27 protein-coding genes are annotated in these 26858 nt (G+C 55.2%); 14 read left to right on the top strand and 13 right to left on the bottom strand.

The annotated features are described in order from the left end of the window. The 3 genes from ACUN9X_RS17055 to ACUN9X_RS17045 all read left to right on the top strand — a co-directional run. Positions 1 to 1088: TolC family outer membrane protein (locus ACUN9X_RS17055; RefSeq protein WP_445473854.1), on the top strand; the 1088-nt coding region annotated here is incomplete at its 5' end. 13 nt (positions 1089 to 1101) lie between these two features. Next, positions 1102 to 1893 (top strand): MipA/OmpV family protein, encoded by a 792-nt coding sequence (locus ACUN9X_RS17050; RefSeq protein ID WP_445473853.1) that lies wholly within the window; start codon positions 1102 to 1104, stop codon positions 1891 to 1893. Positions 1894 to 1908: 15 nt separating this feature from the next. After that, on the top strand, positions 1909 to 2889 hold the full coding sequence (locus ACUN9X_RS17045; RefSeq protein WP_445473852.1) for a lipid A deacylase LpxR family protein: 981 nt from the start codon (positions 1909 to 1911) through the stop codon (positions 2887 to 2889). A gap of 30 nt (positions 2890 to 2919) precedes the next feature. Here the strand turns inward: ACUN9X_RS17045 and ACUN9X_RS17040 are convergent, their stop codons facing one another. Continuing rightward, positions 2920 to 3534, bottom strand: coding sequence for a TetR/AcrR family transcriptional regulator (locus ACUN9X_RS17040; protein ID WP_445473851.1), 615 nt, complete (start codon positions 3532 to 3534; stop codon positions 2920 to 2922). 260 nt (positions 3535 to 3794) lie between these two features. On the opposite strand from ACUN9X_RS17040, the gene ACUN9X_RS17035 reads away from it, so the two are divergent. Genes ACUN9X_RS17035 through ACUN9X_RS17015 form a run of 5 tightly spaced genes read left to right on the top strand, consistent with a single transcriptional unit; the run spans position 3795 to position 9785 of the window. Then, positions 3795 to 4280, top strand: a complete 486-nt coding sequence (locus tag ACUN9X_RS17035) for a PaaI family thioesterase (RefSeq protein WP_445473850.1) — start codon at positions 3795 to 3797, stop codon at positions 4278 to 4280. Then, positions 4277 to 4768, top strand: a complete 492-nt coding sequence (locus ACUN9X_RS17030) for a PaaI family thioesterase (protein WP_445473849.1) — start codon at positions 4277 to 4279, stop codon at positions 4766 to 4768. Before ACUN9X_RS17035 ends, ACUN9X_RS17030 begins: the two co-directional genes overlap by 4 nt. Beyond that, a complete protein-coding gene (locus tag ACUN9X_RS17025; RefSeq protein ID WP_445473848.1) occupies positions 4758 to 5660 on the top strand; it encodes an alpha/beta fold hydrolase in 903 nt (300 codons plus the stop codon). The genes ACUN9X_RS17030 and ACUN9X_RS17025 overlap by 11 nt, the downstream gene beginning before the upstream one ends. 37 nt (positions 5661 to 5697) lie before the next feature. Then, a complete protein-coding gene (locus tag ACUN9X_RS17020; RefSeq protein WP_445473847.1) occupies positions 5698 to 6750 on the top strand; it encodes an efflux RND transporter periplasmic adaptor subunit in 1053 nt (350 codons plus the stop codon). Further along, entirely contained in the window at positions 6747 to 9785 is a 3039-nt protein-coding gene (locus ACUN9X_RS17015) for an efflux RND transporter permease subunit (RefSeq protein WP_445473846.1), read from the top strand. Before ACUN9X_RS17020 ends, ACUN9X_RS17015 begins: the two co-directional genes overlap by 4 nt. A 276-nt stretch (positions 9786 to 10061) precedes the next feature. Here the strand turns inward: ACUN9X_RS17015 and ACUN9X_RS17010 are convergent, their stop codons facing one another. The 5 genes from ACUN9X_RS17010 to ACUN9X_RS16990 all read right to left on the bottom strand — a co-directional run bounded on the left by ACUN9X_RS17010 (position 10062) and on the right by ACUN9X_RS16990 (position 14079). Further along, positions 10062 to 11147, bottom strand: coding sequence for an aldo/keto reductase (locus ACUN9X_RS17010; RefSeq protein ID WP_011783973.1), 1086 nt, complete (start codon positions 11145 to 11147; stop codon positions 10062 to 10064). An 84-nt stretch (positions 11148 to 11231) separates the two neighbouring features. Then, positions 11232 to 12038, bottom strand: a complete 807-nt coding sequence (locus ACUN9X_RS17005; RefSeq protein ID WP_011783972.1) for a dienelactone hydrolase family protein — start codon at positions 12036 to 12038, stop codon at positions 11232 to 11234. 78 nt (positions 12039 to 12116) lie between these two features. After that, a complete protein-coding gene (locus ACUN9X_RS17000) occupies positions 12117 to 12683 on the bottom strand; it encodes a TetR/AcrR family transcriptional regulator (RefSeq protein ID WP_011783971.1) in 567 nt (188 codons plus the stop codon). Positions 12684 to 12726: 43 nt separating this feature from the next. After that, positions 12727 to 13395: a cupin domain-containing protein gene (locus ACUN9X_RS16995; RefSeq protein WP_011783970.1), complete on the bottom strand. Its 669-nt coding sequence runs from the start codon at positions 13393 to 13395 to the stop codon at positions 12727 to 12729. A 63-nt stretch (positions 13396 to 13458) separates the two neighbouring features. Beyond that, positions 13459 to 14079 carry a glutathione S-transferase family protein gene (locus tag ACUN9X_RS16990; RefSeq protein ID WP_011783969.1) on the bottom strand — a complete coding sequence of 207 codons (621 nt, stop codon included), beginning with the start codon at positions 14077 to 14079 and terminating at the stop codon, positions 13459 to 13461. A 477-nt stretch (positions 14080 to 14556) separates the two neighbouring features. Here ACUN9X_RS16990 and ACUN9X_RS16985 point away from each other — a divergent pair, with 477 nt between their 5' ends. Both ACUN9X_RS16985 and ACUN9X_RS16980 read left to right on the top strand, forming a co-directional pair. Continuing rightward, on the top strand, positions 14557 to 15117 hold the full coding sequence (locus ACUN9X_RS16985) for a recombinase family protein (protein ID WP_445473845.1): 561 nt from the start codon (positions 14557 to 14559) through the stop codon (positions 15115 to 15117). Positions 15118 to 15155: 38 nt separating this feature from the next. Next, positions 15156 to 18632 carry a class I SAM-dependent DNA methyltransferase gene (locus tag ACUN9X_RS16980; RefSeq protein ID WP_445473844.1) on the top strand — a complete coding sequence of 1159 codons (3477 nt, stop codon included), beginning with the start codon at positions 15156 to 15158 and terminating at the stop codon, positions 18630 to 18632. A gap of 25 nt (positions 18633 to 18657) precedes the next feature. Here ACUN9X_RS16980 and ACUN9X_RS16975 read toward each other — a convergent pair whose 3' ends face one another. Further along, entirely contained in the window at positions 18658 to 20595 is a 1938-nt protein-coding gene (locus tag ACUN9X_RS16975; RefSeq protein ID WP_445473843.1) for a tetratricopeptide repeat protein, read from the bottom strand. Between the two features lie 692 nt (positions 20596 to 21287). Here ACUN9X_RS16975 and ACUN9X_RS16970 point away from each other — a divergent pair. After that, the gene (locus tag ACUN9X_RS16970; RefSeq protein WP_445473859.1) at positions 21288 to 21665 is read left to right on the top strand and encodes an HNH endonuclease family protein; all 378 of its coding nucleotides are present in this window, start codon (positions 21288 to 21290) and stop codon (positions 21663 to 21665) included. A 102-nt stretch (positions 21666 to 21767) separates the two neighbouring features. Here ACUN9X_RS16970 and ACUN9X_RS16965 read toward each other — a convergent pair whose 3' ends face one another. After that, positions 21768 to 22091: a HipA N-terminal domain-containing protein gene (locus ACUN9X_RS16965; protein ID WP_445473842.1), complete on the bottom strand. Its 324-nt coding sequence runs from the start codon at positions 22089 to 22091 to the stop codon at positions 21768 to 21770. An 80-nt stretch (positions 22092 to 22171) separates the two neighbouring features. Here ACUN9X_RS16965 and ACUN9X_RS16960 point away from each other — a divergent pair, with 80 nt between their 5' ends. Further along, positions 22172 to 22414: a hypothetical protein gene (locus ACUN9X_RS16960; RefSeq protein ID WP_445473841.1), complete on the top strand. Its 243-nt coding sequence runs from the start codon at positions 22172 to 22174 to the stop codon at positions 22412 to 22414. Continuing rightward, positions 22414 to 22824 carry a hypothetical protein gene (locus ACUN9X_RS16955; RefSeq protein ID WP_445473840.1) on the top strand — a complete coding sequence of 137 codons (411 nt, stop codon included), beginning with the start codon at positions 22414 to 22416 and terminating at the stop codon, positions 22822 to 22824. The genes ACUN9X_RS16960 and ACUN9X_RS16955 overlap by 1 nt, the downstream gene beginning before the upstream one ends. Here the strand turns inward: ACUN9X_RS16955 and ACUN9X_RS16950 are convergent. Further along, complete coding sequence (locus ACUN9X_RS16950; RefSeq protein WP_445473839.1) at positions 22821 to 22949, bottom strand: hypothetical protein; 129 nt, start codon at positions 22947 to 22949, stop codon at positions 22821 to 22823. The genes ACUN9X_RS16955 and ACUN9X_RS16950 overlap by 4 nt on opposite strands. 64 nt (positions 22950 to 23013) lie before the next feature. Between ACUN9X_RS16950 and ACUN9X_RS16945 the strand changes: the two genes are divergently transcribed. Further along, positions 23014 to 23151: a hypothetical protein gene (locus tag ACUN9X_RS16945; protein ID WP_445473838.1), complete on the top strand. Its 138-nt coding sequence runs from the start codon at positions 23014 to 23016 to the stop codon at positions 23149 to 23151. Positions 23152 to 23333: 182 nt separating this feature from the next. On the opposite strand, the gene ACUN9X_RS16940 is transcribed toward ACUN9X_RS16945, so the two are convergent. From ACUN9X_RS16940 to ACUN9X_RS16925, 4 genes are all read right to left on the bottom strand, one after another. Further along, positions 23334 to 23966, bottom strand: coding sequence for a metallophosphatase domain-containing protein (locus tag ACUN9X_RS16940; protein WP_445473837.1), 633 nt, complete (start codon positions 23964 to 23966; stop codon positions 23334 to 23336). Between the two features lie 89 nt (positions 23967 to 24055). Then, a complete protein-coding gene (locus tag ACUN9X_RS16935) occupies positions 24056 to 24658 on the bottom strand; it encodes an exonuclease domain-containing protein (protein ID WP_445473836.1) in 603 nt (200 codons plus the stop codon). Positions 24659 to 24803: 145 nt separating this feature from the next. Further along, entirely contained in the window at positions 24804 to 26204 is a 1401-nt protein-coding gene (locus ACUN9X_RS16930; protein WP_445473835.1) for a DEAD/DEAH box helicase, read from the bottom strand. Beyond that, entirely contained in the window at positions 26201 to 26752 is a 552-nt protein-coding gene (locus ACUN9X_RS16925; protein WP_445473834.1) for a hypothetical protein, read from the bottom strand. The genes ACUN9X_RS16930 and ACUN9X_RS16925 overlap by 4 nt, the downstream gene beginning before the upstream one ends. Positions 26753 to 26858: the final 106 nt, after the last annotated feature.

Here is a 26858-nt window from a genome sequence, read left to right as displayed (position 1 = left end):
ACGACATTCCTTACGACACCACCCGTTTTATCGATATCTCGATTCAGGAGGTCATCAGCACCTTCATCATTGCCATACTGCTGGTTGTGGTGGTCACCTTCCTGTTCCTGCAACACTTACGGGCCACTGAGACCGCCATCCGCCGGCAGTACGATCAGGCCCAGGAGCGTTATGACGTAGGCCTGATCGCCATCACCGAGGTCTACGAGGCCCGCGCCAGCTACGACGACTCCAAGAGCCAGCGCATCGCCGCCGAGAGCGATCTGGACATTGCTCAGGAAGAGCTGGCCCGCCTGACCGGCGAGTACAGCGAACAGCTGGACAACCTGCGCCAGGAGTTCCCGCTGGCGCGGCCGCAGCCCATGGACCCGAGCGAATGGGAGGCCATTGCCCTGGGCCAGAACTGGCAGATCCAGACGGCGCTGTTCCAGCTGGACGCCAGTGAATCCACGCTGAAGAGTGCCCGGGCCGGGCATTATCCGACCCTGGATCTGAACGCCTCTTACGGCCAGACGGAGATTGACGGGCTCGGCGCCGGGGGCACCGGCGGTACGCCCGGCAGTGGCGGCGCCACCCGGGCCGGCAACGGCACCACCACGGAGGGGGTGATCGCGCTGCGACTGAACGTGCCGCTGTATCTGGGCGGGGGTACCCAGGCGTCGGTGCGTCAGCAACGTTCGCTGGTGACGGTGGCGGACGAAGCCCTGCGCACGGTGCGCCGGGATGTGCGGGTGAATACCCGCAGTCTGTTCCGGCAGGTGAACACCAACATCGAGTCCGCCTCGGCGCTGGAGCAGACCATTGTCTCCCGGCGCAGCGCGCTGGACGCCACCCGCGCCGGTTACGAGGTCGGCACCCGCAACATCGTCGAAGTGCTGGATGCCGAACGGGACTATTACGAAGCCCTGCAAAACTATGCCAATGCCCGCTACGACTACGTGCTCAACACTCTTAACCTGAAACAGTCCGCCGGCACCCTCAGCCCACAGGATTTGATGGACCTGAACCGCTGGCTCAGTGCATCAGCTCCGGGTATCGAAGCTCTGGCCGAGGACGATGAAACCATCGACGATCCAACCCGAAACTGAAGGCGCTAACTTTATGTTACGAAACAAATACGCACCCACAGCGATGGCCCTGTCATTGGTAGTGCTCAGCCCCACCGTGTTTGCAGCCGCTGACTGGCAGAATGCCATGACCAGCCCGGACTGGGATGGCAGCATCGGGGCGGGAGCCTTCTATGCGCCGGACTATCTTGGCAGTGACGACTATGAAACCCGAGGCCTGCCCAACCTGAACCTGAGATATGACGACCGGTTCTATCTGAATATCCGCGATGGCCTCGGCTGGAACTTTATTAATTATGGCGCATGGTCGCTGTCGACCTACATCGGCTATGTCGGGGGCCGTGATAATGAGGATGACCTGAGCAACCTGGATAAGGTGGACAGTGGGGCTGCCATTGGTTTGCGCGTTGCCCTGGAGGACGGGCCTTTCAATTACAGCGCGTCGGTAAAGACACCGGTGACCGGCGACGTCGACGGCTATCAGTTGACACTTAAGGGAAGTTGGCGAACCCCGCTGACAGAAAACCTTTTGTTGTCGGCCGGTCCCGGCCTCATCTATAGCAGTGAGCGCTGGACGGAGAGCAAGTTTGGCGTATCCGAGGCAGAGAGCACCCGCTCCGGCCTGAGCGCCTATGATGTTGATAACGGTTACCTGCGCATACGTTTTGGTGGCACTATGACTTACCGCCTAAGTGCCGACTGGTCACTGACCGGTCTTGCGGGAGTGGCCTACCTGACTGGAGAGGCCAAAGACAGTCCGATAGTTGCGGATATTGGAGATCATGTTCAGGGCTTCGGCGGATTATTGATGAACTATCGCTTTTAACGGGACAAAGCTCTCTTGAGATTGATCATTTTTTTGTTTGCACTTGTTCCCGGTTTTGCCGGAGCCAGTTCCGGGGCCTTTAGCATTTCCTGGGACAACGACCTTCTGACCGGCTCGGATAAGGGCTATACCAATGGTGGTCGATTGTCCTATCTGAGTGCGTCGGCAGAGAACAACAACTGCGAGGTGTGTCTGGCCAGAAGCGCCAGGAACGCGATGGGTTGGTTGCCCGTTATTGGTCGCACGGGCAACGCCCATGCCTTGACCTTCAGCTTGAGCCAACTGATGATCACCCCAGAGAACATACAAGCATCTGGGCCGATTTATGAAGACTTGCCTTACGTCGGCTACCTCTCCGGCTCAATCACTCTATGGAGCTGGAGCTCAGCATCCCTGACCGGCTATGGCATCGGTCTGGGTAGCGTTGGACCGAATTCTGGCGCCGAAGCAACGCAGAAATGGGTCCACAAACTGACCGGGAGCACCAATCCGAATGGCTGGGATAACCAGCTGGGCACCGATGTCATTGGCGAAGTGCACGCCTTTCATGCTCGGCGGTTGTTTCGCGAAAATATCGGCAGTGGGATGCACCAAGAGATGGCCTGGGTAACCGGTGGCAGGCTGTCGAATTTCGTCAGCAGTGGCGAGTTGGGTATGTCTTGGCGAATCGGCACCAACTTGCCCGCCAATATCATTCCGGATTATGCAGGAGCCTCTTCAACCATTGGCCTGCCGGGCTCACTGAATGCCCCCGGCTCGGGTTGGTCCGTGTTCATTGGTTTGGGTATGGAATTCATACCCTATTCCTATCTGGAGGAGCAGTCAGGGCGCTACGATTATGACCAGCGTTCTGTTGTTGGTCTGGGTGGCGTGGGCATTGGCTGGCATTCGCCTGGAATCCAGATTGCCCTAACACTCAGAGCGACGACCAGTCAGGATGAAAGCAATAAAGATGCACTTTCTTTTGGGACTGTGTCGGCTGCGTATCGCTTCTGAGTACCGAGACATTTTCGGGCAGTGTTTACCCTATGCCTTGACTCCTTTATTGATTACACCGTCCATAGCGATCTGCCAGATTAAATCACCAATGGCGTCGAGTGAATGGGCCCCGTTCGGGTCGAACCAGGTTGCAACCCAGTTAAGCGCCCCAAGGCCGATCAGGCGAAGCAAACGGACGTCAACATTCTTCCGGACCACGCCCTGCGCAATCATTGTTTCGAGGATACCGGCCCACAGGGACTCGTACTGGTCACGCAGTTCGATGATTTCCTCGCGAGCCTCCGGGCCCAGCGCCCGCCATTCAAACAACAGCACGTAAACCGCGTCTGAATCTAACAACAGGGCTCGCAGATGTGCGTTGATACAAAGACGCAAACGCTCAACCGGGTCGTCCGAGCTGGCGTAAGCCGACTCGACCTCTGCGGTCACCAGGTCGACTCCCCGGCGCATCAGCTCGACAAGCAGCGCTTCCTTGCTGTTGTAACGATAATACAGACTTCCGGGCAGCATATTGCAGGCCTCGGCAATCTCCTTGAGCGACGTCTTTTCAAAACCTTTCTCACGAAAAAGCCTGGCTGCGTTAGACAAAACGTCGCCCTGGTCGCCCAGTTTGCTTGCAGGAGTCATCTGTCTGTTAACCATCGCTTAAGTATCTCCTCAGCAAGTCCATTTATTATTCATCAGAGCGGTCACCACCAGACTCGTTGCAGTGATCGTACGCCATTACCCAGGCTGCGTACCATTTGTCCGCAAACATAGCCTTGACTTTTGGTTGGTTAACCAACCAAAATCCAGCAACAATACTATTCGGAAGAAAATGACATGGCAATGATCGATGAAAATCAGCTGTTTTCCATCACTTCCGCCCCGGTACGAAATGCAAGCCAGGCTGGGCAGCTCTGATGGCCAAGCCGAACAGAGTTCAGCACAGTAACGCTGTGGCGACGGCGTGGCAGTTCACCGAACAGGTTCCCCACGGCAGGGAGCTGGGCATGCAGGTTGTCTCGGTAGACGAGGGCCAGGTCTGTATGCGGCTAACCCCGCAGTCATGGATGTTCGCCCAAGAGGATACGAAAGAGATCTGCACCAGCATACTCTACTCGCTGGCTGACTCCGCCGGAGGCTTGGCGGTATTCGCGGGGGCCCTGGAGTTGATGCCCATTGCCACGCTGGATTTGCGCATGGATTATCTGCGCCCTGCCAGGGGCGACCGGGCCCTGTTAGCGGTGGCTACCTGTCGACATTTAACGGACGAGGTCGCGTTTATTCATTGTGACATTCTTAGCGAGGGAAATCGTGAGTTGCTAGCGACGGCAAACGCCACCTTCATGCGTAACACCCAGGGCCAGCAATTCCATGCAGGTGGACGAGGAAAGGAGAGCGCATGAGCACGACTGGCGATTCGGCCCAACAAATCTCAGGCGCTGCGGAAAGTGGGAAAGAATGTGCCGACTGGCAGGCCCTGCTGGAGCGCATTCCCTACGCACGGCACCTCGGGCTTGAGGTTCAGCGCGGTGATGCAGGTGTACTGGTTCATTTGCCGTGTCGTGAAGCGCTGATTGGCAACTTCATGCTACCCGCCCTCCATGGCGGCGTGCTTGGCGCCCTGATCGAACTCACCGCGCGGGTCGCTGCGCAAAGCCAGGATACAGACAAACGTTGCCCGCGCATTCTCGACAGCCACATTAACTACCTCCGCTCCGCGCAGGCCCGATCGACGTTCGCCAGCGCCGAAATTGTTCGACAAGGCAGGCGGAGCAGCCTGGTCCGGGTGACCTGCTGGCAGGGCGATAAGCGCAAACCGATCGCCAGCGGTCAGGTTCAGTTGTTGCTCCCGACAATGGCCGCCAAACAGGCAGATCTTCATGAACAATAAGCACAACAACCCTGAACGTGACCAATTCCAGGCGCCGGATGGCGCGGAGATCGCCCTGTGGCGCTGGCCGCAATCCGAAGCGCGCCCCACGCTGCACTGGGCCCATGCCACGGGTTTCCATGGTCGCCTGTACCAACCCCTCCTTGATGAGCTTGCCACGGATGTCAATGTCCTGGCATGGGACATGCGGGGGCACGGGGCCAGCGCCGGTGCGGCGAACGTGTCGACATTCCGGGGCTGGGAAACCTATTATCGCGACATGACCGCTCTGCTGGAAAGCCTGGACGAGCCGGTCTGGCTCGCCGGCCATTCCATCGGTGCCACCACCAGCATAATGGCCGCTGCCCGACGGCCAGACAAAGTGCTGGGCCTGATTCTGGCGGAGCCGGTGATCATGGATCCGGGGCAGGGCCGGAGATTGTGGCTGGCCAAGCTGCTGCGCCAGGGACACCGGTTGTCACTGGCCGCCGGAGCCGCACGTCGGCGCCCGGTATTCGACTCGCACGCCGCTGCGGTGGACAACTATCGTGGCCGCGGTGGCTTTAAGACCTGGCCCGAGGCATGGCTGGAAGCCTACGTTCAGCACGCCTTCGTACCGCAGGACGATCAAGTTCAATTGGCGTGTAGCCCGGACTGGGAAAGTACTACGTTTGCCCATACCGAACACAACCCGTGGCCGGGTATTCGTCAGTTGCGGTGCCCGGTTATCGCGCTGGCGGCGGAACGCGGGTCAACCTTCTCGCCGGCGGCGCGAAAACGCCTGCAGACCCTGCTGCCCCGGGCTGACGTCATGGTTCTTGAAGGTACGACCCACTTCCTGCCCATGGAGCAGAACGAAACCGTTCGCGATGCCATCCTGCAACTTGCTTTGTCCGGACACCGCGAGAACTGATACCCACACCTTGATTTTGCTAATCGGGACACCTGCCATGCGCTGTATGCTGACCCTGTTTATCTCGCTGCTCATTTTGTCTGGTTGTCAGCAGTCTTCGGAACCGCCCCCAGAGGCCCGCGCCCCTATCCCCTGGGTAAAAACAGTTGAACTAAAGGACGCCGGCCCAACAGCGCACAGATTTTCAGGAACCCTGCGAGGCCGTCACGAAGTTCCTCAGGCCTTTCAGATCGCCGGCCGGATTCAGCATCGTTACATCGATTCCGGTCAGCGAGTGAAACAAGGCGACTTACTGTTCAAGCTCGATACACGAGACCTTGTGGCAACGGCGGAGGGGGCCGCCGCGGATCTGAGGCGTGCAGAAGCGGCCCTGGCCATTGCCACCGATGAGCTCCAGCGCCAGCAGCAACTGGTAGGGCGTCAGTTTGTCAGCGAACAAACCCTGCGACGCCTTGAATTGGCCGAGCGCGAGGCGCGCAGCCAGGTGGAAACGGCTTCTGCACGCAATCAGCAGGCTCAGAATGCCCTGGGGTATGCGGAACTAAAAGCCGCCCATGCAGGCGTGGTCACTGAGGTCATCGTTGAACCCGGCCAGGTTGTGGGTGTGGGTCAAACCCTTGCCGTTCTGGCCGAAGATGAATCGCTGGAAGTCGAGGTTTTTTTACCAGAGGGCAGTAACCCACCCAGACGCGGTTATGTTCCCTTACCCAATGGCGAACAGCTTGCTGTGAGCCTGAGAGAGATTGCCGGGGCTGCCGACCCCGCAAGCCGGAGCTGGCGTGCCCGATACAGCCTGGAGGGGCCCTACCCCTCATCTTTAACCCTGGGTTCGGTGGTGAGTGTCCGGTTAGCACAGAAGCAAACCGCGCCCAGCCATCGCGTACCGCTGGGTGCCCTCGATGAGAGAGGGCAAACGCCGCAGGTCTGGTTGGTCTCCGATGGCACGGTGAAGCCCCTTGCGGTCGAGGTGATCGATCTGGGTGAAGAGTATGCGCAGATCAAGGCCGATATCAACGCGGGAACGCCCATCGTCGCGTTGGGGACACACCTGCTCACGCCTGGCATGGCGGTGCGGGAGCTGGCTCAATGAGCTTACCGAATCTTTCCGCGCTGGCAGTGCGCGAGCGTTCGGTCACCCTCTTTTTTCTTTTGCTGTCCGTTGTTGCCGGTTTCTACGCGTTCTCCTCCCTTGGTAGGGCGGAAGACCCTGCGTTCACCGTCCGGGCGATGGTGGTTTCTGTCGTCTGGCCAGGAGCAGCCCCCGAGGTGCTGCAGAATCAGGTCGTGGATCGTCTGGAAAAGCTAATTCAGGAGGTGGCGTATACCGATACCATTGAAACAACCATCCGGCCCGGGCAGGCCGCCATGCTTATCCGATTCCAGGATTCTACGCCCAGCGAAAAAGTGCCGGACCTCTTCTATCAAGTCCGCAAACGCATGCTCGATGAGAGGCCCAATCTGCCCCGGGGTGTGATCGGCCCCATCGTCAACGATGATTTCGCGGATGTGTATTTCTCCCTGCTGGCGCTGACGGCACCCGGGATGCCGATGCGTGAACTGACCCGCGAGGCAGAATCGATACGGGATCGCCTGCAACGGCTGCCCGGCTTGCAAAAAGCACAGCTCCTGGCGGAGCGTCCTGAGCGGGTGTATCTCGAATTTGATCAGGACCGGCTCAACAACCTCGGTTTGTCGGCAGAAGAGGTGTTGCAGGCGATAGAGGCCAACAACCGTCTTCAGCCTCTTGGCTTTGTTGATCTTGCCGGCCCGCGGGTTTATGTCCGCAGCAACATCGACCTGTCTGACCTTGAGCGCCTCACCTCAGTGCCTCTGCGTATCGGAGACCAGCTTATCACCGTGTCTGATCTGGCCGAGGTGCGTTTAGGTTATGAAGATCCTTTGAGCTACATCGTCCGCTCCAACGGTGAGGATGCGATCCTGTTAGGTGTCGTCATGCGCGCGGGTGAAAATGGCCTGGAGTTTGGTGAGCGGCTGCGCGAGTTTGTCAGTGCCGAACAGGGCAGGCTGCCGCTGGGAATGTCAATACAGACCCTGACCGATCAGGCGGAAGCCATCACTCAGGCGGTTGACCTTTTTCAGGTCAAGTTTCTGGTTGCGTTGGTCGTCGTGATGGGGGTCAGCATACTGGCGATCGGTCTGCGCGCGGGTTTGGTGGTGGGCATTGCGATTCCTGTGACCCTCGGCCTGACTTTCTTGTTGATGAAAATGGCGGGCATAAACCTGGACCGCATCACCCTGGGAGCCTTGATTATCGCACTGGGCCTGTTAGTGGACGATGCGATCATCGCCATTGAAATGATGATTGTGAAGATGGAGAGCGGCTGGGACCGGGTACGGGCAGCCAGTCATGCCTGGAGCGTAACAGCCGCGCCCATGCTGTTTGGAACGCTGGTGACGGTGGCCGGATTTGTCCCCATCGGATTTGCCCAGTCCGGTGTGGGGGAATATACCGGCAACATCTTCTGGGTGCTGGCTTTTTCGTTGTTAATTTCCTGGGTGGTGGCGGTAACCTTTACGCCTTATCTGGGCGTCAAACTCTTGCCCGATTACACCGGGCATACGGGCCAGGACCTCTACCAAAGCGCGTTTTATCAACGGTTGCGCGGGGTGATCACAGCGTGTGTACAGTACCGGAAAACCGTCGTTTTTATCACAGTGGGTTTGCTGGGGATCAGTGCTTTCGGGATGGCAACCCAGGTGCAGAAGCAGTTTTTTCCCAGTTCTGATCGCCCCGAAGTTCTGATCAGTGTCTATGTTCCGCAGGGGAGCGCTATTGCCACCACGGATCAAAGTGTCAGACGCCTGGAAGCGATTCTGATGGACATGCCGGAGGTGAAGAGCCTTTCTGCTTACATCGGTGCCGGTGCGCCCCGATTCTTCGTATCGGCCAACCCCGAGCAGCCGGACCCGGCATTTGCCAAGTTGATTGCCATTGGGCAGGACGTTGAAGGGCGCGATCGCATCATCTCGGCGCTGGAAACCAGAATCGCGGCGGGTGAATTTCCGGAGGCACGAGTGCGGGTGACGCGTTTGCTGTACGGTCCCCCGGTGGTCTGGCCGGTCAGTTTTCGTGTGCTGGGCCCGGAATCCGATCAACTCAGAGAGATCGCGCACCAGATCCGCACTCTCATGACCGGGCATCCGAATATCGTCATGCCGCATCTCGAATGGGATGAGCGCGTGCCCACTCTCTATCTTGATATGGACCCGGAAAACCTGGGTTGGATGGGCCTGACCCCGGCGGAAGTTGCCCGGCAACTGCAGTTCCAACTCCGCGGAGTGGCCGTCACCGAACTGCGCCAGGGCATAAGGAGCGTTCAACTGGTGGCGCGTAATGCCCGTGGCGAAGTGATCATGCCGGAAGATCTTGAAATCAAAACCCGCGACGGCCGCAAACTTTCCGTACAGCAACTGGGCAAGTGGCAGGTTCGTTACGAGGACCCCGTCATAAAGCGTTACAACCGTGCCCCCTTCCTGGCCGTTCAGGCCGATGTAGAAGGTGCCCAGCCACCGGATGTCACCAAGGAGATCTGGAGTGCGATGACAACCCTGCGTGAACAGTTGCCGGAGGGGTATCGTATTGAAATCGGCGGTACGGTGGAACAATCAGCCAAAGCCAATGCTTCAATCCAGACATTACAACCGGTGATGTTGGCGTTGATGCTGATCTTTATCATGCTTCAGATGCGTTCCTTTATCGGCACATTGACTGTTCTTGCCACCGCGCCACTGGGGCTGATTGGGGCTGTGCTGGCTCTGCTGCTGTTTAATCAACCCTTTGGCTTTACCGCGTTGCTGGGGCTGATTGGCCTGGGCGGCATCCTGATGCGAAATACCATGATTCTGACGCAGCAGGTGCAGGACAACTTCAAAGCAGGAATGGCTGCCCGGGAAGCGGTTATCGAGGCGGCAGTCCAGCGTGCCCGGCCCGTGGTGCTCACCGCCCTGGCGGCCGTTCTGGCGTTTGTACCTCTGACCTTTGACCTGTTCTGGGGGCCGCTGGCTTATGTGCTTATAGGTGGCGTAGCGGTCGGCACTCTGATTACGCTATTGTTTGTCCCGGCGCTTTATGCCCTTTGGTTTCGCTTACAGATAAAAGATTGAGGTGGGTTTGAATGAGCACCAGTTTTCGTTAGCAACTACATTTCACTTAAGTCTTCCAGAAGGTGTTTCCGTTCTGAAATAACCCTTGCACACGATCTGTTTTGCCGACGACACCAGAACCGGCAAAATCAGGGGTTGAAACAGCCAAGAGAGTCGTCGAAGTGGCCAGTAGGCACGGACGTCTACGTTTTGACAGCATTAACGGTTTTTCCAGCATAGCGGCTGCGCCGTCGGGGCGCAGCACGATGTGAAGGTTGGGTTGGATCGGTTTTGGAATCAGGACTCGGTAGAGTTTCGGTACCCGGCCATCATTGCCATCATCCAGCCCGGGTACTCCTCGGGCAGGCGGCTGACTTCATCCAGGGCTACCAGTTCATCGTCGGACAAGCGGATTTGGGCCGCGCGGATATTGTCCCTGAGCTGCTCGGGCCGCTTGGCGCCAACGATGATGCTGGTCACAGGCTTCTGGTGTAGCAGCCATGACAGGGCAATCTGGGCCACATTGACCGGTTCGCCGTCGATCTGTTTGCCATCGGCAATCTCCCGCATAACCTTGATGACTTCGCTGCCCCGCTCACGGTTGACAGGCGGAAAGTCAAACTTGGCACGCCGGTTTTCCTCGGACACGTCCGGCCCCTCGTATTTACCGGACAGATAACCGCCTGCCAGTGGGCTCCACACCATCAGACCGACGTTTTCAGATTCCAGCATCGGAATAATATCCCGCTCCAGATCGCGACCTACGAGGGTGTAGTAGGCTTGCATGGATATGATCGGGCACAGGTTGCGGGCCCGGGTGATGCCGATGGCTTTCATCACTTGCCAGGCGGCCCAGTTGGACAGGCCCACGTAACGCACATGGCCTTGCTGGACCAGCGTGTTCAGTGCCTCCAGAGTTTCCTCGATCGGCGTGGCCGGGTCAAAACCGTGGATCTGGTACAGGTCAATATAATCCGTTTGCAGGCGCGCCAGGCTCGCCTTGCATTCACTCATGATGTGGCCGCGGGAAGCACCACGGGCATTGGGGCCAGCCCCCATAGGGCCAAGCACCTTGGTCGCCAGCACCACATCTTCGCGGCGAACGCCGAGATTTTTCAGGGACTGGCCGACAATGCGCTCACTGGCGCCGAAACCATAGATGTTGGCGGTATCGATAAAATTGATCCCCGCCTCCAGGGCGATCTTCACGAGTTCGTCGGCCTGTTCCTGCTGCAACTGGCCCATCAGGCCCCAGATGTCCTCATCGCCGCCGAAGGTCATGGTGCCCAGGCACAGTTCGGATACGAACAGCCCCGAGTTGCCCAGCGACTTATAGTCTGGACGATTGTCTCCATCGAACAGTGGTAAACTCTCAGTTGCCATGTTGCACCTCATCATGCTTTTCGGTTGGTGTTCTGGAATTCACTGTAAATACTGCCGGTTTCGGTTTGTTTGCACTCGCTTGTGTTACTGGGTGAAGATGGCCTTGTAGAAACGCATGGTGCCATCCCAGGAACGGCTGGCAGCCTCTTCGTCATAACCAACCGGCATACCAAACTTTTCGGCGATCCTGTCGGCGCCCGGGTTGGTGAATGAGTGCAGCACGCCGGGGAAGCTCACCAGTGTCAGGTCGACTTCGGCCTCCTGCATCTCTTTGACCAGGCCCGCCACCTGATCCGAGGGGACCAGCTTGTCGGCACCGCCGGTGTACACTTGGATCCTGGCTTTCACGGATCCGGGTTCAGCCGTGAGGGGGCTGCCGAGCGCGCCGTGGAAGCTGACAACGCCGTCCAGATCGACGCCCATGCGCGCCATGTTGAGAACCACGGCGCCGCCAAAACAGTAACCCTGTGCCGCAATGCGGGACGCATCAACACTTTCGTGGTTCTTCAGGATATCCATCGCCTTCATGAAGCGCGCCTTAACCTGGTCCATGTCCCGGGTGGCTTCCTGCATGAACTTCTGGGCGGTATCGGGATGGTCGGCTTGTTTACCGGAGCCATACATATCCAGCGCAAACGCTGTATAGCCGGCTGAAGCAAGCCGTTCCGCCTGATTCCGGGCGAATTCATTGTGCCCCCACCATTCATGGACCACCAGAATGCCCGGCCGCTTTTGCCCGAATTCATCATCCCAGGCCATGTAGCCGGTGAAGGTCTCGTCGCCGACTTGATACTCGATGGTTCTGGTTTGCGTTTCTGCCAGTACCTGCGTACTTGCAACAGTGAGTGACAGCGTGGCTGCTGCCAGTGCTGTTTTCAGGGTGCTCATCATCTGTTTGCTCCTTTTCGCTCGTTATGAGTCAATTTGCGTAGCGATTCTGTACATCAAAGCGCGATTCCTGTCCCGTCGTTACTGGCAGCGGGCGCGCAGCAGTCGCGTTGCGGCATCAAACACGGCGAGGTCTTCTTCGGTGCGCGCGGCAAGGTGGGCCCCTTCCAGCATCGCCAGGGTCGCCTGCGCTTCATCGGCGGGGCCCAGGATGGCCGAGACGGATCCATCCCTTTGTCCCAGTTCAAACGTTGCCGTAATCCACTGCAGAACCATTGCGCGAACGGCGCCGACTCTGGCAATCACGGTGTCGGACAGGCTTTCGCGGCAGGTCGAAAAGGCAACGCACAGACACACGGTCTGGCCATCATGCAACGCCCCGCGGTACAGGGTAATAAGTGCCTTGAGGCGCGCGCCAGCGCTGACATGGGCTGCTTCTATCTCGGCCAGACCCTGTTGCAGACTGGTCTGATAACGCTCGATCAAGGCTTCGGAGAGGCTCGCCTTGGTGGGGAAATGATAATGGATCGAGGCCTTTCGAATGCCGATGGCCTCGGCCAGATCCCCGTAGCTGAACCCGTCAAAGCCCCGTGACCGGACGGTGTGCTCGGCAAGATCCATCAGGGCTGTTCTGGTATCACGGTTCATGGTTATTCACCTGTCTGCCTTTTCAATCCCGCTATTGCCGGGCTTATACCCTCGGCGCCCCGGCAAATCGCAGGTGCCCCGTTTTCATCCAGATCTTGGCGCCGTCGTCCCCGGCCGTCACGGACAACCTGTGTCCTTCAGGGAGGCGCAGCCAGTCATACCTGGCCAGCACCTCGCCATCCCCGGTAACCGAACCTTCGATCACCAGCAGCTCGATTCCGCCGGGCGCCTCAGAGGTCAGTGTCGCCCCCGCATCGAGCTGGCTGTAGGTCACGATCTCACGATCGTCCTCATGCAGCTTTGCGGTGGCAACGTCGCCCACCGGGGCGCCCAGCTCGGCCTCCATATTCTTGCTGAACTGGGTGCGGTCGGCCAGGTCGAACTGCCACAGTTTTACAAATATCGTGCAGCCCGTTTCAGAGCCCGGAATATGTGACGTGGTTGGGGGGTTGCGCACATAACTGCCGGCAGGGAAATCACCGTGCTCATCCTGGAACACACCGTCGAGTACAATGAATTCTTCTCCACCGGTATGGGTATGCGCCGAGAAATGGCTGCCCGGCGCATAACGCACGATGGTCGTGGCGCGGGCAACTTCGTCCCCGATCCGGTCCAGCATGCGCCGCTCCACCCCTTTCATGGGCGAGGGCTGCCATTCAATCTGGTCGGAATGCATAACCACCGGTTTGGAGAAATCTGCATTAATCTCCATGATATTCCTCCCTTTTGTGCCCTTCATGTTTTCAGCGCTTGCATTAAATCCGAAGGTTTCGGATTACCCGGAAATTGAAGGACGGGCTGCGACTTTTGCGCGCCAGGCCTGGAGATTGGTCAGAGACTCGGGAATGTCAACCTTCGCGAAATCCGCAAACCCCAGGCCGGCAAAGGCGGTGATGTCTGCGACCGAGAAGCTGTCGCCTGCGAGAAACTCGTTGTCCGCCAGAACGCTGTCAAGGTAGGCCATGGTTGCGCTGGCAATTTCTTTCTGTTTATTACCCCACTCAGCGCATTGCCAGGTTTCCAGATCCGGACCAAGCCCCGGGGTCGCGTGGTGGAAATAGGCACCCACGGCGTTCATCAGACCGTTTTCTGCCCGCAGATTCATCATTGCGATACGGGCACGCTCCGCTGGGGTTGTACCCATAAGGGACGGACCATCAAAGACGCCGTCGATATATTCGGTGATGGCATTGCACTGGGCGATGCAGGTGCCGTCGTCAAGTTCCAGCATGGGCACGGTGGCATCCGGGTTTTTCGTCTTGAACGCCTCGGAACGGTGCTCGCCGCCCATGACATCGACCGGGACGAATTCCACCTGGTTTGTTGCGCCTTTTTCTGCCAGAGCGATGCGAACGCGGAGCGGGTTCGGGAAGCCTTCGATATCGTAGATTTTCATTGATTGCCTCTGTTGGTCATTAAACATGCGCCAATTAATCTACCTATTAGTAGGTAGGTGTGCAAGAGGCAATTTGATTGTTCTGCTTTTCTTTGATCTGTTGACAAGACATTCCAAACGCCAAGAACAGCCCGGGCCTTCTTGCAGTACATAGCCAAACCAAAAAGCCAGCTTCTCAGTTAGACGATTTGATAAATATCGAAGTGTTTTTGTTGAAAGAAGCGTGGGCGAACGAGCAGCCGTGAATGTTCGCTTATGTTTAAAAGCCGGCTTGGATGACCAGCGCTTCGTTCTCACTGGCGCCGTTCGGGCGCTCCCACATCCTGATCCTAGGTCACACCTTTGCCGAGCTATGTTTTTATCAGAAAACGGTCGTTTGTTGGATGCTCCGGCTCACCCCTCAAAATTACCCGGTTTCGGCTTGTTTCGCGTCCAAAAATCACGTACAACAATCTATGAACAGAAAAGGTACCTTTTATGATCATAGGTTATGCACGCGTCAGCACCCAAGATCAAAATCCAGAACTCCAGGTGGATGCTTTGAAAAAAGCTGGGGCCGAACAGGTCTTCCAGGAAAAATTTACCGGAACCTTACGTGAGCGACCCGAGTTGTCGCAGTGCCTCCGTATGCTCCGGTCGGGCGATGTCTTGGTCGTGTGGAAACTGGATCGCCTAGCTCGATCTTTGAAGGATCTCGTGGAGATTGTTCAGGACCTCCAGGATCGTGGCATCGGTTTTAAGTCCCTGACGGAATCCATCGACACCACCAGTTCAGGTGGTCGCCTGGTGTTCCATATTTTCGGGGCTCTGGCTGAGTTTGAGCGCGACCTGATCCGGGAGCGAACAATTGCTGGACTACAGGCTGCCAGGGCTAGGGGGCGTAAGGGTGGTCGGAAACCAGCAATGTCCGATGCTGATACCAGGAAAGCCGCCGCAATGCTGTTAGACCCGAAAATCACCAAAACAGAAGTAGCTGAGCACTTTGGTGTAGCCAGGGGTACCCTGAATGCTTCGCTTAAACGGCTACAAAACCGGTAAGATCAATAAAAACGATACTGTGCTAAGGAGTAGTTAGCTTGGAAGCCTTCATTGCAGATCCCTCTGCCGTCGATGAATTCCTCAAACGCTGGAAAGGCAACACAGGTAGTGAGCGAGCCAACTTCCAATCGTTCATGCGAGACCTCTGTACGCTGCTGGACCTTCCTCACCCAGACCCGGGTGAAGGCGACACCAGTCAGAACTCCTATGTATTTGAGCGGTTCATCGCGTCGGCCCGAGTCGATGGCAATACCGACAACCGGTACATCGACCTGTATCGTCGGGACTGCTTCGTATTGGAAGGCAAGCAAACTGGCAAGGAGCTGGCATCTCGAAGCCAACAGAACGCTGTTAATGCCGCTGTAGCGCAGGCTGAGCGATACATTCGAGGACTGCCCCAGGAAGAAGTAGAACATGGCCGCCCGCCATTCATCGTGATCGTCGATGTAGGCAACGCTATCTACACCTACTCCGAGTTTTCACGAACTGGCGGTAACTATGTTCCGTTCCCAGATCCCAGACATTATGAAATCCGACTGGACGACCTGCATAAACCCGATGTTCAGCACCGTCTTCGTCAGCTATGGCTGGAACCGGATCAACTCGATCCGAGCAAGCATGCTGCCAGGGTGACCCGGGAGGTCAGCACCAAGCTGGCTGAATTGGCAAAGTCTCTGGAGCACAGTGGATACGATGTCGGGCGGGTAGCCAGCTTCCTAAAGCGCTGCTTGTTTACGATGTTTGCCGAAGACGTAGAGCTACTGCCAAAGGCATCTTTCCAAAACCTTTTGATCGATATTAAAGACCGGAACCCTGAGGCCTTTCCGCACGCCGTGAAGGCGCTTTGGGAAACCATGAATGCTGGTGGCTACAGTGAGCGTCTGATGCAGACCATCAAGCGCTTCAACGGCGGACTGTTCAAAGGCATCGATCCGATCCCCCTGAATGTCCAGCAGATCCAACTGCTCATTGATGCGGCCAAAGCCGACTGGCGTTTCGTTGAACCTGCCATCTTCGGGACGCTTCTGGAGCGAGCCCTTGATCCTAGGGAGCGCCACAAGCTGGGTGCCCATTACACGCCCAGGGCCTACGTTGAACGCTTGGTCATGCCAACCCTGATCGAACCACTTCGTGAGCAGTGGGGCGACATCCGGGGTGCGGCGGAAACCCTGCTACGGCAAGGCAAAACCGACAAAGCTCTCCAGGAAGTCCAAGCCTTCCATTATCAGCTTTGCCAGACCCGAGTACTCGATCCCGCTTGTGGTAGCGCTAACTTTCTTTACGTGGCCCTTGAGCACATGAAGCGCCTGGAAGGGGAAGTCCTGGGCTTCATGTCCGAGTTAACCCAGGGTCAGGGTGTTCTGGAAAGTGAAGGCCTTACCGTTGATCCGCACCAATTCCTAGGCTTGGAAATTAACCCTCGGGCTGCCCAAATAGCCGAGCTCGTTCTTTGGATTGGCTACCTTCAGTGGCACTACCGGCTAAACGACCGACTGGACCTACCTGAGCCCATCTTGCGGGACTTCAAAAACATCGAGTGTCGGGATGCTCTGATCGAATACGACAGCCGAGAGCCAGAGCTAGATGACAACGGGGAACCGGCGACCATCTGGGATGGTATCAGCATGAAGGTCAGCCCCACGACCGGTGAGCTCATCCCAGATGAAGCAGGAAGGGCAACGGTTTACCGGTATCACAGTCCTCGAAGGACGGAATGGCCGGAGGCGGACTATATCATAGGCAACCCGCCATTTATCGGAGCATCCACGATGCGGCGTGCATTGGGGGATGGTTACGTTGATGCCGTGCGCCAAGTATTCGCGGGAGTGGTGCCTGACTCTGCGGACTTCGTTATGTACTGGTGGCACACCGCAGCTGAAAAGGTGCGACACGGGAACGCCCAGCGCTTCGGCTTCATAACTACTAATAGCTTGCGCCAGACCTTCAACCGCCGTGTCCTAGCACCCCACCTAAACGATGCCAAGCGGCCGCTTTCTTTGGCCTTCGCAGTACCTGACCACCCTTGGGTAGACGTTAACGACGGCGCCGCCGTGCGTATTGCCATGACAGTGGGCGTGGCTGGCGACCAAGTGGGCCAAATGCGTCAGGTCGTCAAGGAGACCTCTAGTGAAAACCGTGAAGCCCGAGAGGTGCAGTTTAGCCAACATGATGGGAAGGTGTTTTCTGATTTAACCATTGGAGCAGATGTATCGAGTGCAAAATCACTGCGCGCAAACGAAGGACTTGCCATCAAAGGGCTCGAACTGGGCAGTCAAGGGTTCCTTATGGACCGAGAGCGAGCGGAAGACATCCTAACCCAGCACCCCGAACTAAAGAGTTACCTGAAGCCGTATATGAATGGCCGTGACCTAACAATAGGGCCGCCAACTCGATATGTTATCGATTTTAATGGTCTGAACGAGACTCAGGCGCGTGCTGCCGCACCATTTTTGTATCAGTGGCTGCTTGATGCAGTAAAGCCTGAGAGGCAAGTGAATCGAGAAAGCCGGACTTCCTCAAAATGGTGGCTATTCCGGCGGTCCGGTTCTGAGTTGAGGAGTGCTGTAGCCGGAGTCGATCAGTTTATTGCGACAACCCGTACGTCTAAACACAGGATATTTCAGTTTCAACCTAGCTCCGTGGTTGCAGAAAGCAAAATTGTTGTTATAGCAATTGATAGCCCTTGGATGCTTGGAATCCTATCCTCTCGCCTTCATACCCTTTTCTCAGGCAGGGCAGGTGGTTGGCTGGGGGTAGGTAATGACAGCACCTACAACCATCTAGACTGTTTCGGAAAATTCCCATTCCCTATATGGACAAGCGCCAGCAGCAAAGAAATCGCAAAACTGGCAGCTGATATAGATCGACACCGCAAGCGACAACAGGTTGAGCACCCTTCTTTAACCCTCACCAACATGTACAACGTGTTGGAGAAACTTAGGGCCGGCGAAGAGCTCACCGACAAAGAAAAAAACATCCACCAACAAGGCCTGATTTCAATCCTGCGCGAACTTCACGATGGTCTGGACCACGCCGTCTTCGAAGCTTACGGTTGGTTAGATCTCGCCGAAAAATTGGTGGGGCGCCCCGGTGCCACAACACCACTTCCAGAGAAATCCGCTGATCAGACGGAAGCTGAGGAAGAGCTGTTGATGCGGCTGGTTGATCTCAACAAGCAGCGTGCCGAGGAAGAATCACGGGGCATCATTCGCTGGCTGCGTCCGGAGTACCAGGCACCTAATGCTGTGCAGGCTGAAGTAGAGATAGCGCCGAAGGCCGCCGCTACTAAATTGGAAGCGGTTACCAGCAAAGGCAAAGCAACATTCCCGAAAGCCATTCCCGATCAGCTTAGAGTGCTCCGAGAGACGTTGGCCGAACGCTCGTACACTACCGAAAGCCTGGCTGAGCTATTCAAACGGAAGCCGATGAAATCGGTTGAAGAGGGGCTGCAATCTCTGGTGGCTGTCGGTGTTGCAGAGTATGAAGAGCTAAAAGGTACCTGGCACCTCATCTAATTGAATGCTTTAAACCCAAGACTTCTTAGAAAAATTCTGAGAAGTCTTGGCGAAGCTTGTCTGCCAGCCAATGGTCGGGGAACCTTGTAATCGCTTCCCGCCATATAGACAGGGCTCGCACTCGCTGATCAGAGTTCCAACAAACCCCGCCCAAATTAAACCAAGCCAGATCGTAATTTTCATCCTGCTCGATAGCATGAAGATAAGCTGCGATGCTGCGCTCTGCATCGCTAGTGTGTTCGTACGCTATCGCAACCTGAAACCAGCTCATCGCATCAGGCAGATGCCTCTCTGCTTGATCGATCAAAATGGGTAAAGCTTCGGTATACCGCCCTAGGTGGTTCAGAGCTGTTCCGAAACAATAGCCATACAGCACCGGATCCATCAGAAACGCTTTCCGGTACGCCTTTTCTGCTTGCACCCAATCGCCATCGTATTGAGCCCAATGCCCGATACGATCCCAAAGAAATGCCTCATTCGAATCGTCGTAACTTAGTACTTCACGAACCTTGTTCTTGAAAGCCCCAAAATCTATCCCGGTGGGTTCACCGGCCGACTTGAGCTTCCAATGACACATCAGTTCTTCAGATTGAGCGACATGGTGTGTCGGGTACTTTTCTAAGTAGGCCTGCCAAAACTGGAGAGCATGCCGAGTTGCTTCAACTGATTTTCGGCCAAACTCAAACACCTCCCTCGCACACCATGGCCATATCCAGTTACAGCTATCGGCCTCTCCCAGCAAGGCTCTTATATCCCTGAAGGCGTCCGAGACCGCTCCTAATCTGAACAATAGGTTGATTCTCCAACCTTGAACAGCAGTCATTTTCAGCTCTGAATTACCTCTAGGCAGGATTTTATCGAGGTGATCCAAAGCCCTTTCTAGATTGTTGCCTTCACCGCGGTACCAAAGAGCGAGAGCAAAATGTGCCTCACTCAGCCCGGGGTCGATTTCAAGAGCTTGAACGTAGCATTTTCGAGCCTTTTCGTTATCGCCCAGGCGCTCCATCACCGAACCCAAATTCTTATAACACTGAGCCGCTATTTTTATGAGATCAGTTTGTTCCAGCTCACAAAGGGCAGAACGATACGTCGTCTTCGCTTTCTCATACTCCTGCAACGCTAACCAAGCGTTCCCGATACAATAAAGCATTGATCCAGGATACACCTTGCCTGCCTTCATTGACCGTTCCAGTGCTTCAATACCTGCCCTGACACGACTTTCGTCAATAGGGTGGCCATTAATACCTAGATTTATTTCTGCCATGTAGGCGAAATCAATAGCAGGGGAGGAGGGATCTAACACTGCTTCAAATTGCTCAAATGCGGCACTAATTGCAGCATCCTGGCCATCGTTGTATAGCTCAACAAGGATCTCTTGGGCTATCTCAGGGTTGGGCGGAACATGAATGGCTGGGGCCTTTCTAAGCAAACTGCCAATTTGTTTAGGTGGCGTCACCGTCCAAGCAAGGCGCCTATCCCTGGATGAATTGTTTGCAGCTATCGCCCGTTTACTCAAGCGATGCTGGAACGCCTCATTGAATGGCGACTGCAGATTAACAGTGATGGATTCCTGTTGCTCCCATTCATCTTCTCGATGGCTGTACTGGCGGTGAATTTCTTCAGCGTAGCAGGCGAGGAGCCGATCAGTTGGAAGGTGATAACACACATAGATCGACGCGGGGTGGGCGAGAAGGTAATTGAGGTTCGTCCTCTGAACTGAAACGCTAACCGAGCCGTCCTGGTTTGCTGGTTGATTTGTCCCCTTTAACTGCACATGGATCCGAACGTTTGTGACGCTATCTCCGCGTAAGGCTTCAATTTGTATGTCAGATCCATAATCCCGCCGGTCAGAGCCTTGGTTTATAAACAAGCCACAAGCCCCTATAGCTGAGAAGAAAACTGCCTCTGCCGCTTCCTCCGTACTATGGGAGGAGCCACGTTTGGGAAGGTCATTAATTGACATACGAATCTTCCTATCAGGACTCGGGCGCTATTGATAGTTTTAGGATACTGAACATAAAAACATAATGCGCATAATCTGAGGTTATGGTGAAACGTCTCTGGGTACAGGAGCCAAGCCTCTCCCTGGCGCGTCACACCACTGGGCAGGTGTCGCGTTTGCCTGGCATCCTTGCCGGCGTTGAGCCCCGATCCTACTGATCAATTGACTCCCAACTAGTATCTGCGACTTGGGCCCCCGGCGAAAGCCGATATCACTGCAAACGATTGGGATATCTCGTAAAGCGAGACAAGCGAGGCCGCGCCCGATACGATGGCCGCCAAATTACGCTTGTTGTATTTAAGGAGAAGTAGTTGCGGTATCTCCCGTCCTCATTACTGGCGCTCATACTCGTCATTGGGTTTGCACCCGTTGCAGCTGAGACAATAAAAAAGACGTCTTCGGGCATTTGTCATCCACCTGAAAGCTCATATTACGATCGCACCGAAAATTTCCACGGCTTTGACTCACTGGAGACATGCCTGGCCAGTGGCGGTCGCCTACCCAAGCAGTTGGCCTCTAATAACGCGCCCAAACTGAACAAACATCGGGCCGATTCGTACAGACGATCGGCCTTCGGACACGGCTGGGACGATGCCGATGGCGACTGCCAGAACAGCCGCGCTGAGGCATTGATTGCAAGTTCCAGTACGCCAGTGCGTTTCGCAACCGACAAGAGTTGCCGCGTGGTAACCGGTCGCTGGATCAGCCCTTTTACCGGAAACTTGATACAGAACAGCAGCGAAATCGACATTGATCACGTGGTGCCGCTCGCCTGGGCTTGGGAGAGGGGCGCAAGCAACTGGTCCGATGCGCGTCGAGAGAGGTTTGCAAACGACGAACGCAATCTATGGCCCGTTGAGGCCTCTTTGAACCGTAGTAAAGGTGCGAGAGGACCGAATGAATGGTTACCACCGAGTGGGGCCTGTAGCTACGTGGCTCGCTTTCATCGATTGACCAAGATATACAAACTTAAAGCGCGCCCCAAAGAGGCTACTTGGATCGGCGCATTTATAGATGAATGCCGGTCATAAATCGGACACTTAGTACCAATTAGTAATCCGCGTTACTAATTGGTACTAAGCCAGTAAGTCTCTAAAATTTCGATAAAAAATTTAGATCGGGCAGCATAGGGTTTACGCAGACGGCTCGATCGTCACAGCTCCTGCCAAATCTTTACCGTTATTGATTAGCAAAGTGAAACTGTCTTCGGGGTCAATGCGCTGCTCATACGCCTGTACTCGCTTCAACCAGCCCTCAGAGCAAAGACCGCTGAAATAGGGAGGCAACCCCTCTGTCTCATAAGGCTCAGAACGAAGAGGTAAGCTCATGCTGAGGGCACTACCGAATTTTAGGTATTGAGCGTCGTACTGAAACCGAACGCGGCGTCCAATACGTTCCATATGCCCTGCAAGCCTGCCATGCATAAATACGGTCGCCTTGGTGCTGAAGCGGCTCATTGATTGCACCTTTTGATGTTTGTAGTGGAAATTTGTAAGAGGAATATAATGCTAGGAATCATAGTATATGGGGTTTGGCAATGACGATTAAGCGCATGACTGAGCAGGAACTACTCCACGATCTCGACCCTCAAACGGCGCACGCCGACGAGCTGGCTAAATCGCTTCCCGAGGAGCTCACCCCTCTAGAACGACTCAAAGGATCAGTGAAGCGCTATGAGCGGCCAACTGATCCCGTATGGGAAGAATACTTTGATTTTAGTGAGGGCGTACACGACGACTTCATGGAAGATCGGGGCCAGCCTCCGAAAGATAGGAAATAATGTCTACCTTCTACATCACCGGTCTTACGGCACTCTGTATTCCTCAGCTCAGCCGGTTTAAGCCATTCTGGCATGGCATCGGGGCACCGGATGCTTGGTCAGTCGCCAGCCGGAATTATCCGGATACCTCATGCTTTTTCGGAGAGCGCGAGATTGTGGATGTATCGAAGTTTATGGTCCAGTCCGGACTACAAACCAACTTGAGCGGTTGCGCCAGCTATGAACGCGCTGTTTTCGAATCACTGTACCATCACATTGAACAGAAAAATCAAATGGTACCGAACGTGCAGCCATCCGACATCGATGATGTGGTGGACTTCGATCGTGTTAGGGACTGGAGTACCTCGTTTTGGCCACTCAGCTTTTCAGTAAACACCAGAATTATCTCTCGGATATCTACCTGCCCCTAAAAGACCGTTTGCTCCAGGCCAATGAAAGGAGCCTGCTCCCAAAGCTTCAGCTCCTCTGTAACCGGGGCATCCGGATCACACTGAGCTACAAGCTCTACGAGACTATAGGTTTTTCTTTTCTTCATTGCGCTCGCCCTATCGCAAGTGCCCACGACGTCCGACAAGAACGACGGCAGACACGGTGTTAGCGTGATCGCAGGAGGAGCCTTCATCATAAATGGCGCTGTCGCGCGATTCTTCATCGGTGAACCGTTCATCGGGATTGACGTAAGCGAGCAATCCCTCAAGGCCATCATGGATACCACTGTCGGCGCAGGGCGCTTCTAGTCGTCTATCGTATTCACTTCCCACTCCGCTGGCTGGTCCAGCCTAAACACCTCCAGGGCCCTCAAATTCACTATTTCGTCAAACCCCGTTTCGTAACCCTCTACCAGCACCGGCGTCTCCGGTGGTAGGCTTTTAAGCCGTTTGATCAGTTCTTCTGCAATCACTTCTCGTCTTCAGTTTTGTCAAAGGTCGAGAACGATCGGTGGGTTGGTGGGCGCATATCGTTCGGTGCAGGTGCTGGCATTGATTAACGGCGCCTCGCCGTGACGGTGCTCACCGTAGCCTTCGTGGATATGACCGAAGATGTGTGCTTTAAGCTTAAGCTGGTTAAGCCGATGCAAAAGATCAACACATCCCACGTTTTGGCATTTGAAGCCGAGGTTCACCTGGTCCCCGATACCCTTTGGTGGCCCATGGGTTATCAGTACATCGGTGTTGTCGGGGATTTGCTGCCACTTTTTATAAAGTGACTGGCCGCGATCCAGCATAAACGCCCAGTCCATGAATGCGGGTGTCCAGGGTGAGCCCCAAAACCGAACGCCTTCAACAATGACTCCGCTGTCCTCAAGATAGATGGCATTTGTCAGCGCTTCGACAGCGAGATCAGGCGTTACTTGAAACGCCCAGTCATGGTTGCCGGCAATCACAATTTTGTGCCTGTGTGGCAAAGTGCCAAGCCAATCGTTCAGATCTTCCACGTTATCCAGTGTGCCGGCTCCAAGACAATCTCCGGCATGAATCAAAACATCGCCATCTGGCACCTGCGGTATTCGGCGGTGCAAACTGTGAGTGTCAGAAATGCATACAAGTCTCATTAGTCTTCCTAGAATGTCGGCTCAGTCGTATCCAAGCCCCAGCTCTTGATCCAGCGTACTTAACCGATTCAGCACATCCAATCACTCAGCTACCGGTTCGTCAGCTCGGTTTCGAGTGACCAGTCCATGAAAGGCAATAGCCGGACGATGTTGCGTGCATCATCCACACCCCGGTGATGTTGCCCCTGGAATTCGAGCTCGTGAAATGCCAGGGCGTGGGCCAGCCCGTTCATTTTCTTCTGACCCGTTGTCCTACGCCAAATCCGTTTGAGGTTCAGGTGAGGGTAGTTCAGAAAACCCGGTGGCGATCCGTATTGTTCACTCTCCGCCTGAATGTGAAGTCGGTCGTAATTACCCCAGCTACACCAGATGAACTCCTCGGTCCGGCTGCCCAACCAAGTGTTGATCTCCTGACACACGTCCGCATATTCGGGTGCTGTATCCACCATTGTCTGACTAATGCCAGTCAGTTCTGTGCAGAAACCGCTCAGATGGGGATGGCGCATGGGTCGCACCAGAAAAGACTTGCTGTCCAATAGCGTTCCGTCACGAGTGGCCAGCGCACAACCAAACTCGATGATCTCCATGTTATGAATGCTTTGTGGCTCACTGGAGGGGGCCTTTCGACTTTCCCAGCAGGTCGCCTCTAAATCAACGACGAGAAGCGGTGAGTGATTATTCAGAGAACCCATCTGTCGCCTTACGTTTTTGGGTGTTAGTCCTTTGCAGAAGTTCCAGCAATGTTGGGGCGGCACTCGAAACCAATGAACCACCTAAGTTGAATAGAGCCTATATGGCCCCTTCAGATACCCTGTCATATGAAAATTTCCGACCAAGCTACAATACCCTCTCCCCGAATAGGGACAAAACTTCACTCCAGTATTGATTGCTCACACATAGATCAATAGTTTTCCTAGCGCCGTTATGTTCCGGTGCAGCATCCCATGTGCCCGTATTATCGATATCGAGTTCCCACTCCGTTGTGTAATCCTCTTTCTGCAGCACTTCAGACCTTTTAGTTTCGTCCGTGCTTTGCTTTGATGATTTTGGTGAAAATGAAACCACATGATGCCCTGGTAGGTCCTCACCAATTCTGCGTGCGAACTCTGTCAAACTGGGTTCAGCAAGGACGTAAAGCCAGCCACCAATGTCAGAGGGCTCCCCTGTTTGACGCCGGAGTATTCTGCCGAGAACTTGCCGAAAATGGAGCTCTGTTCGAATCCTGCTGAGGTGACAGCACACCTGCAATCTCGGGATGTCAGTTCCTTCACTGATCATCCCCACAGAAATGATCCATCGATCAGATGATGTTTTGAAGTTTGAAATAATTTGATGGGCTCCGGGCGTATTGTAAGTGACAACAACAGGCCTTTCTCCGAGCGCCGCAAGCCGAACTGCAATCTGCTTTGCATGTGCCGCTGTCGCAGCTACGACGAGGCCAGCAGCGGATGGAGCCTGCTTCCGGATCTCTAATAATTTTTTGGATGCTTCCGAGAGTGTGTGGTCGATCACTTCGTCCCGAAACAGAAAGTCAGGATATGTAATATGACCCTGACTGATTGTTTCCCGGATGCTGGAGTAGGTTTTGAGGCCGAGTTCCGATGACCTCAGGCTGATTTCCCGATTATCAGTGAGCACGATTTTTGGGGCTCGGCAAACGCCGTCGATAACCGCCCGCTCTAAACCGTATTCGTAATCGCAATGGAGCTCTCCGTCAGGCTGCGTGTAGCGAGAAAGTACGATTGGGTTGTCGTCACTCCTCCAAGGTGTTCCTGATAGCGCCATTGTGAGGGAGGCCTTTCCTTGAATCCTATCGAGAATTGTTCGCCCCCAACTGTTGCCAATTGTGAGTTCGTCCCAACTGCTACCGGAGCAGTGATGAATCTCGTCCAAAACCACGAAGACTCTGTGCTCACCCAGTACTTGCCATAGCTCTCTGGGAAGCGTGTTCATCGACTGATAGGTGTAAGAACCACCCGCGGCGCCAATTTGGCCATTGAAGCTTCGCCCAAGGATTTGGCTAAATGTCGAGGCGACGCTTTGCGACACTGTCCGTGACGGGGAGAAGCATAGGACGAAATCAATTTTATTGCGTTCCAGAAGGGCCTTAGCCACCGACGCTACCATGACGGTTTTGCCCGCCGCAGGTGTTGCGTGGCATAGAAAGTGGGTTTGGTACTCAAAAGCTTGAAGAGCTTGATCGACGCACTCGCGCTGCCAAACGCGCAATTGGATCATGCGGGAAACCCAATTTTTGTGATGACCGACTCTACAGCACGAAGTTGACCTAGTAGCTTTGTGCTTCTCTCCCGAGACTCCAGGTACTGCGCCTTCACGGCGCTCCGAAGTGCCGGGTACTTGTGATATAGGCGCTGGTATTCCTCCGCTTCACCAATACTGGCAATCAGTTCGACCTTTCTTTTAGAAAGCTCCTCCTGCAACGCCCGCTGTGTATCACTATCCATCGACGATTCAACGTGCCCATATGCAGCCCTAAATGGAGAAGGCTTGGATTCCAGGGAAATGTCTTGGTTGTTTGAACGGTAGATAAACTTGCATCCGCGACCAGTCGATCCCTCGTAGCGATCGATAACTTTTGCCTTTTCAAGGCGTAGAAGTTCTCTGTATATGTGCTTGCGAACTTGGTTGCGGCTTGGCCGCTGAACTTCGGGTATTTGACGAAGATACATATCCCGAATGCTGGTATTGGAAAAAGGAGTATCTGGCTGCTGTCTCAGGAGTTCGATCAGGATCTTGTCGACGCTCAGTGGTTGCGATTTTTTCATAAGGCGGTCCGATTGGTCTCTAGGTCGATCTGGTCGACCCCCGAAAAATGGGTAGTATATGCCGTGGTCTACCATGCCTCAAGAAACCATAGTCTTGTCTTTTGTG

Source organism: Marinobacter sp. V032, assembly GCF_052645435.1.
Note: the sequence above shows the minus strand (reverse complement) of the source record. Positions and strands in the feature narration are given on the sequence as shown.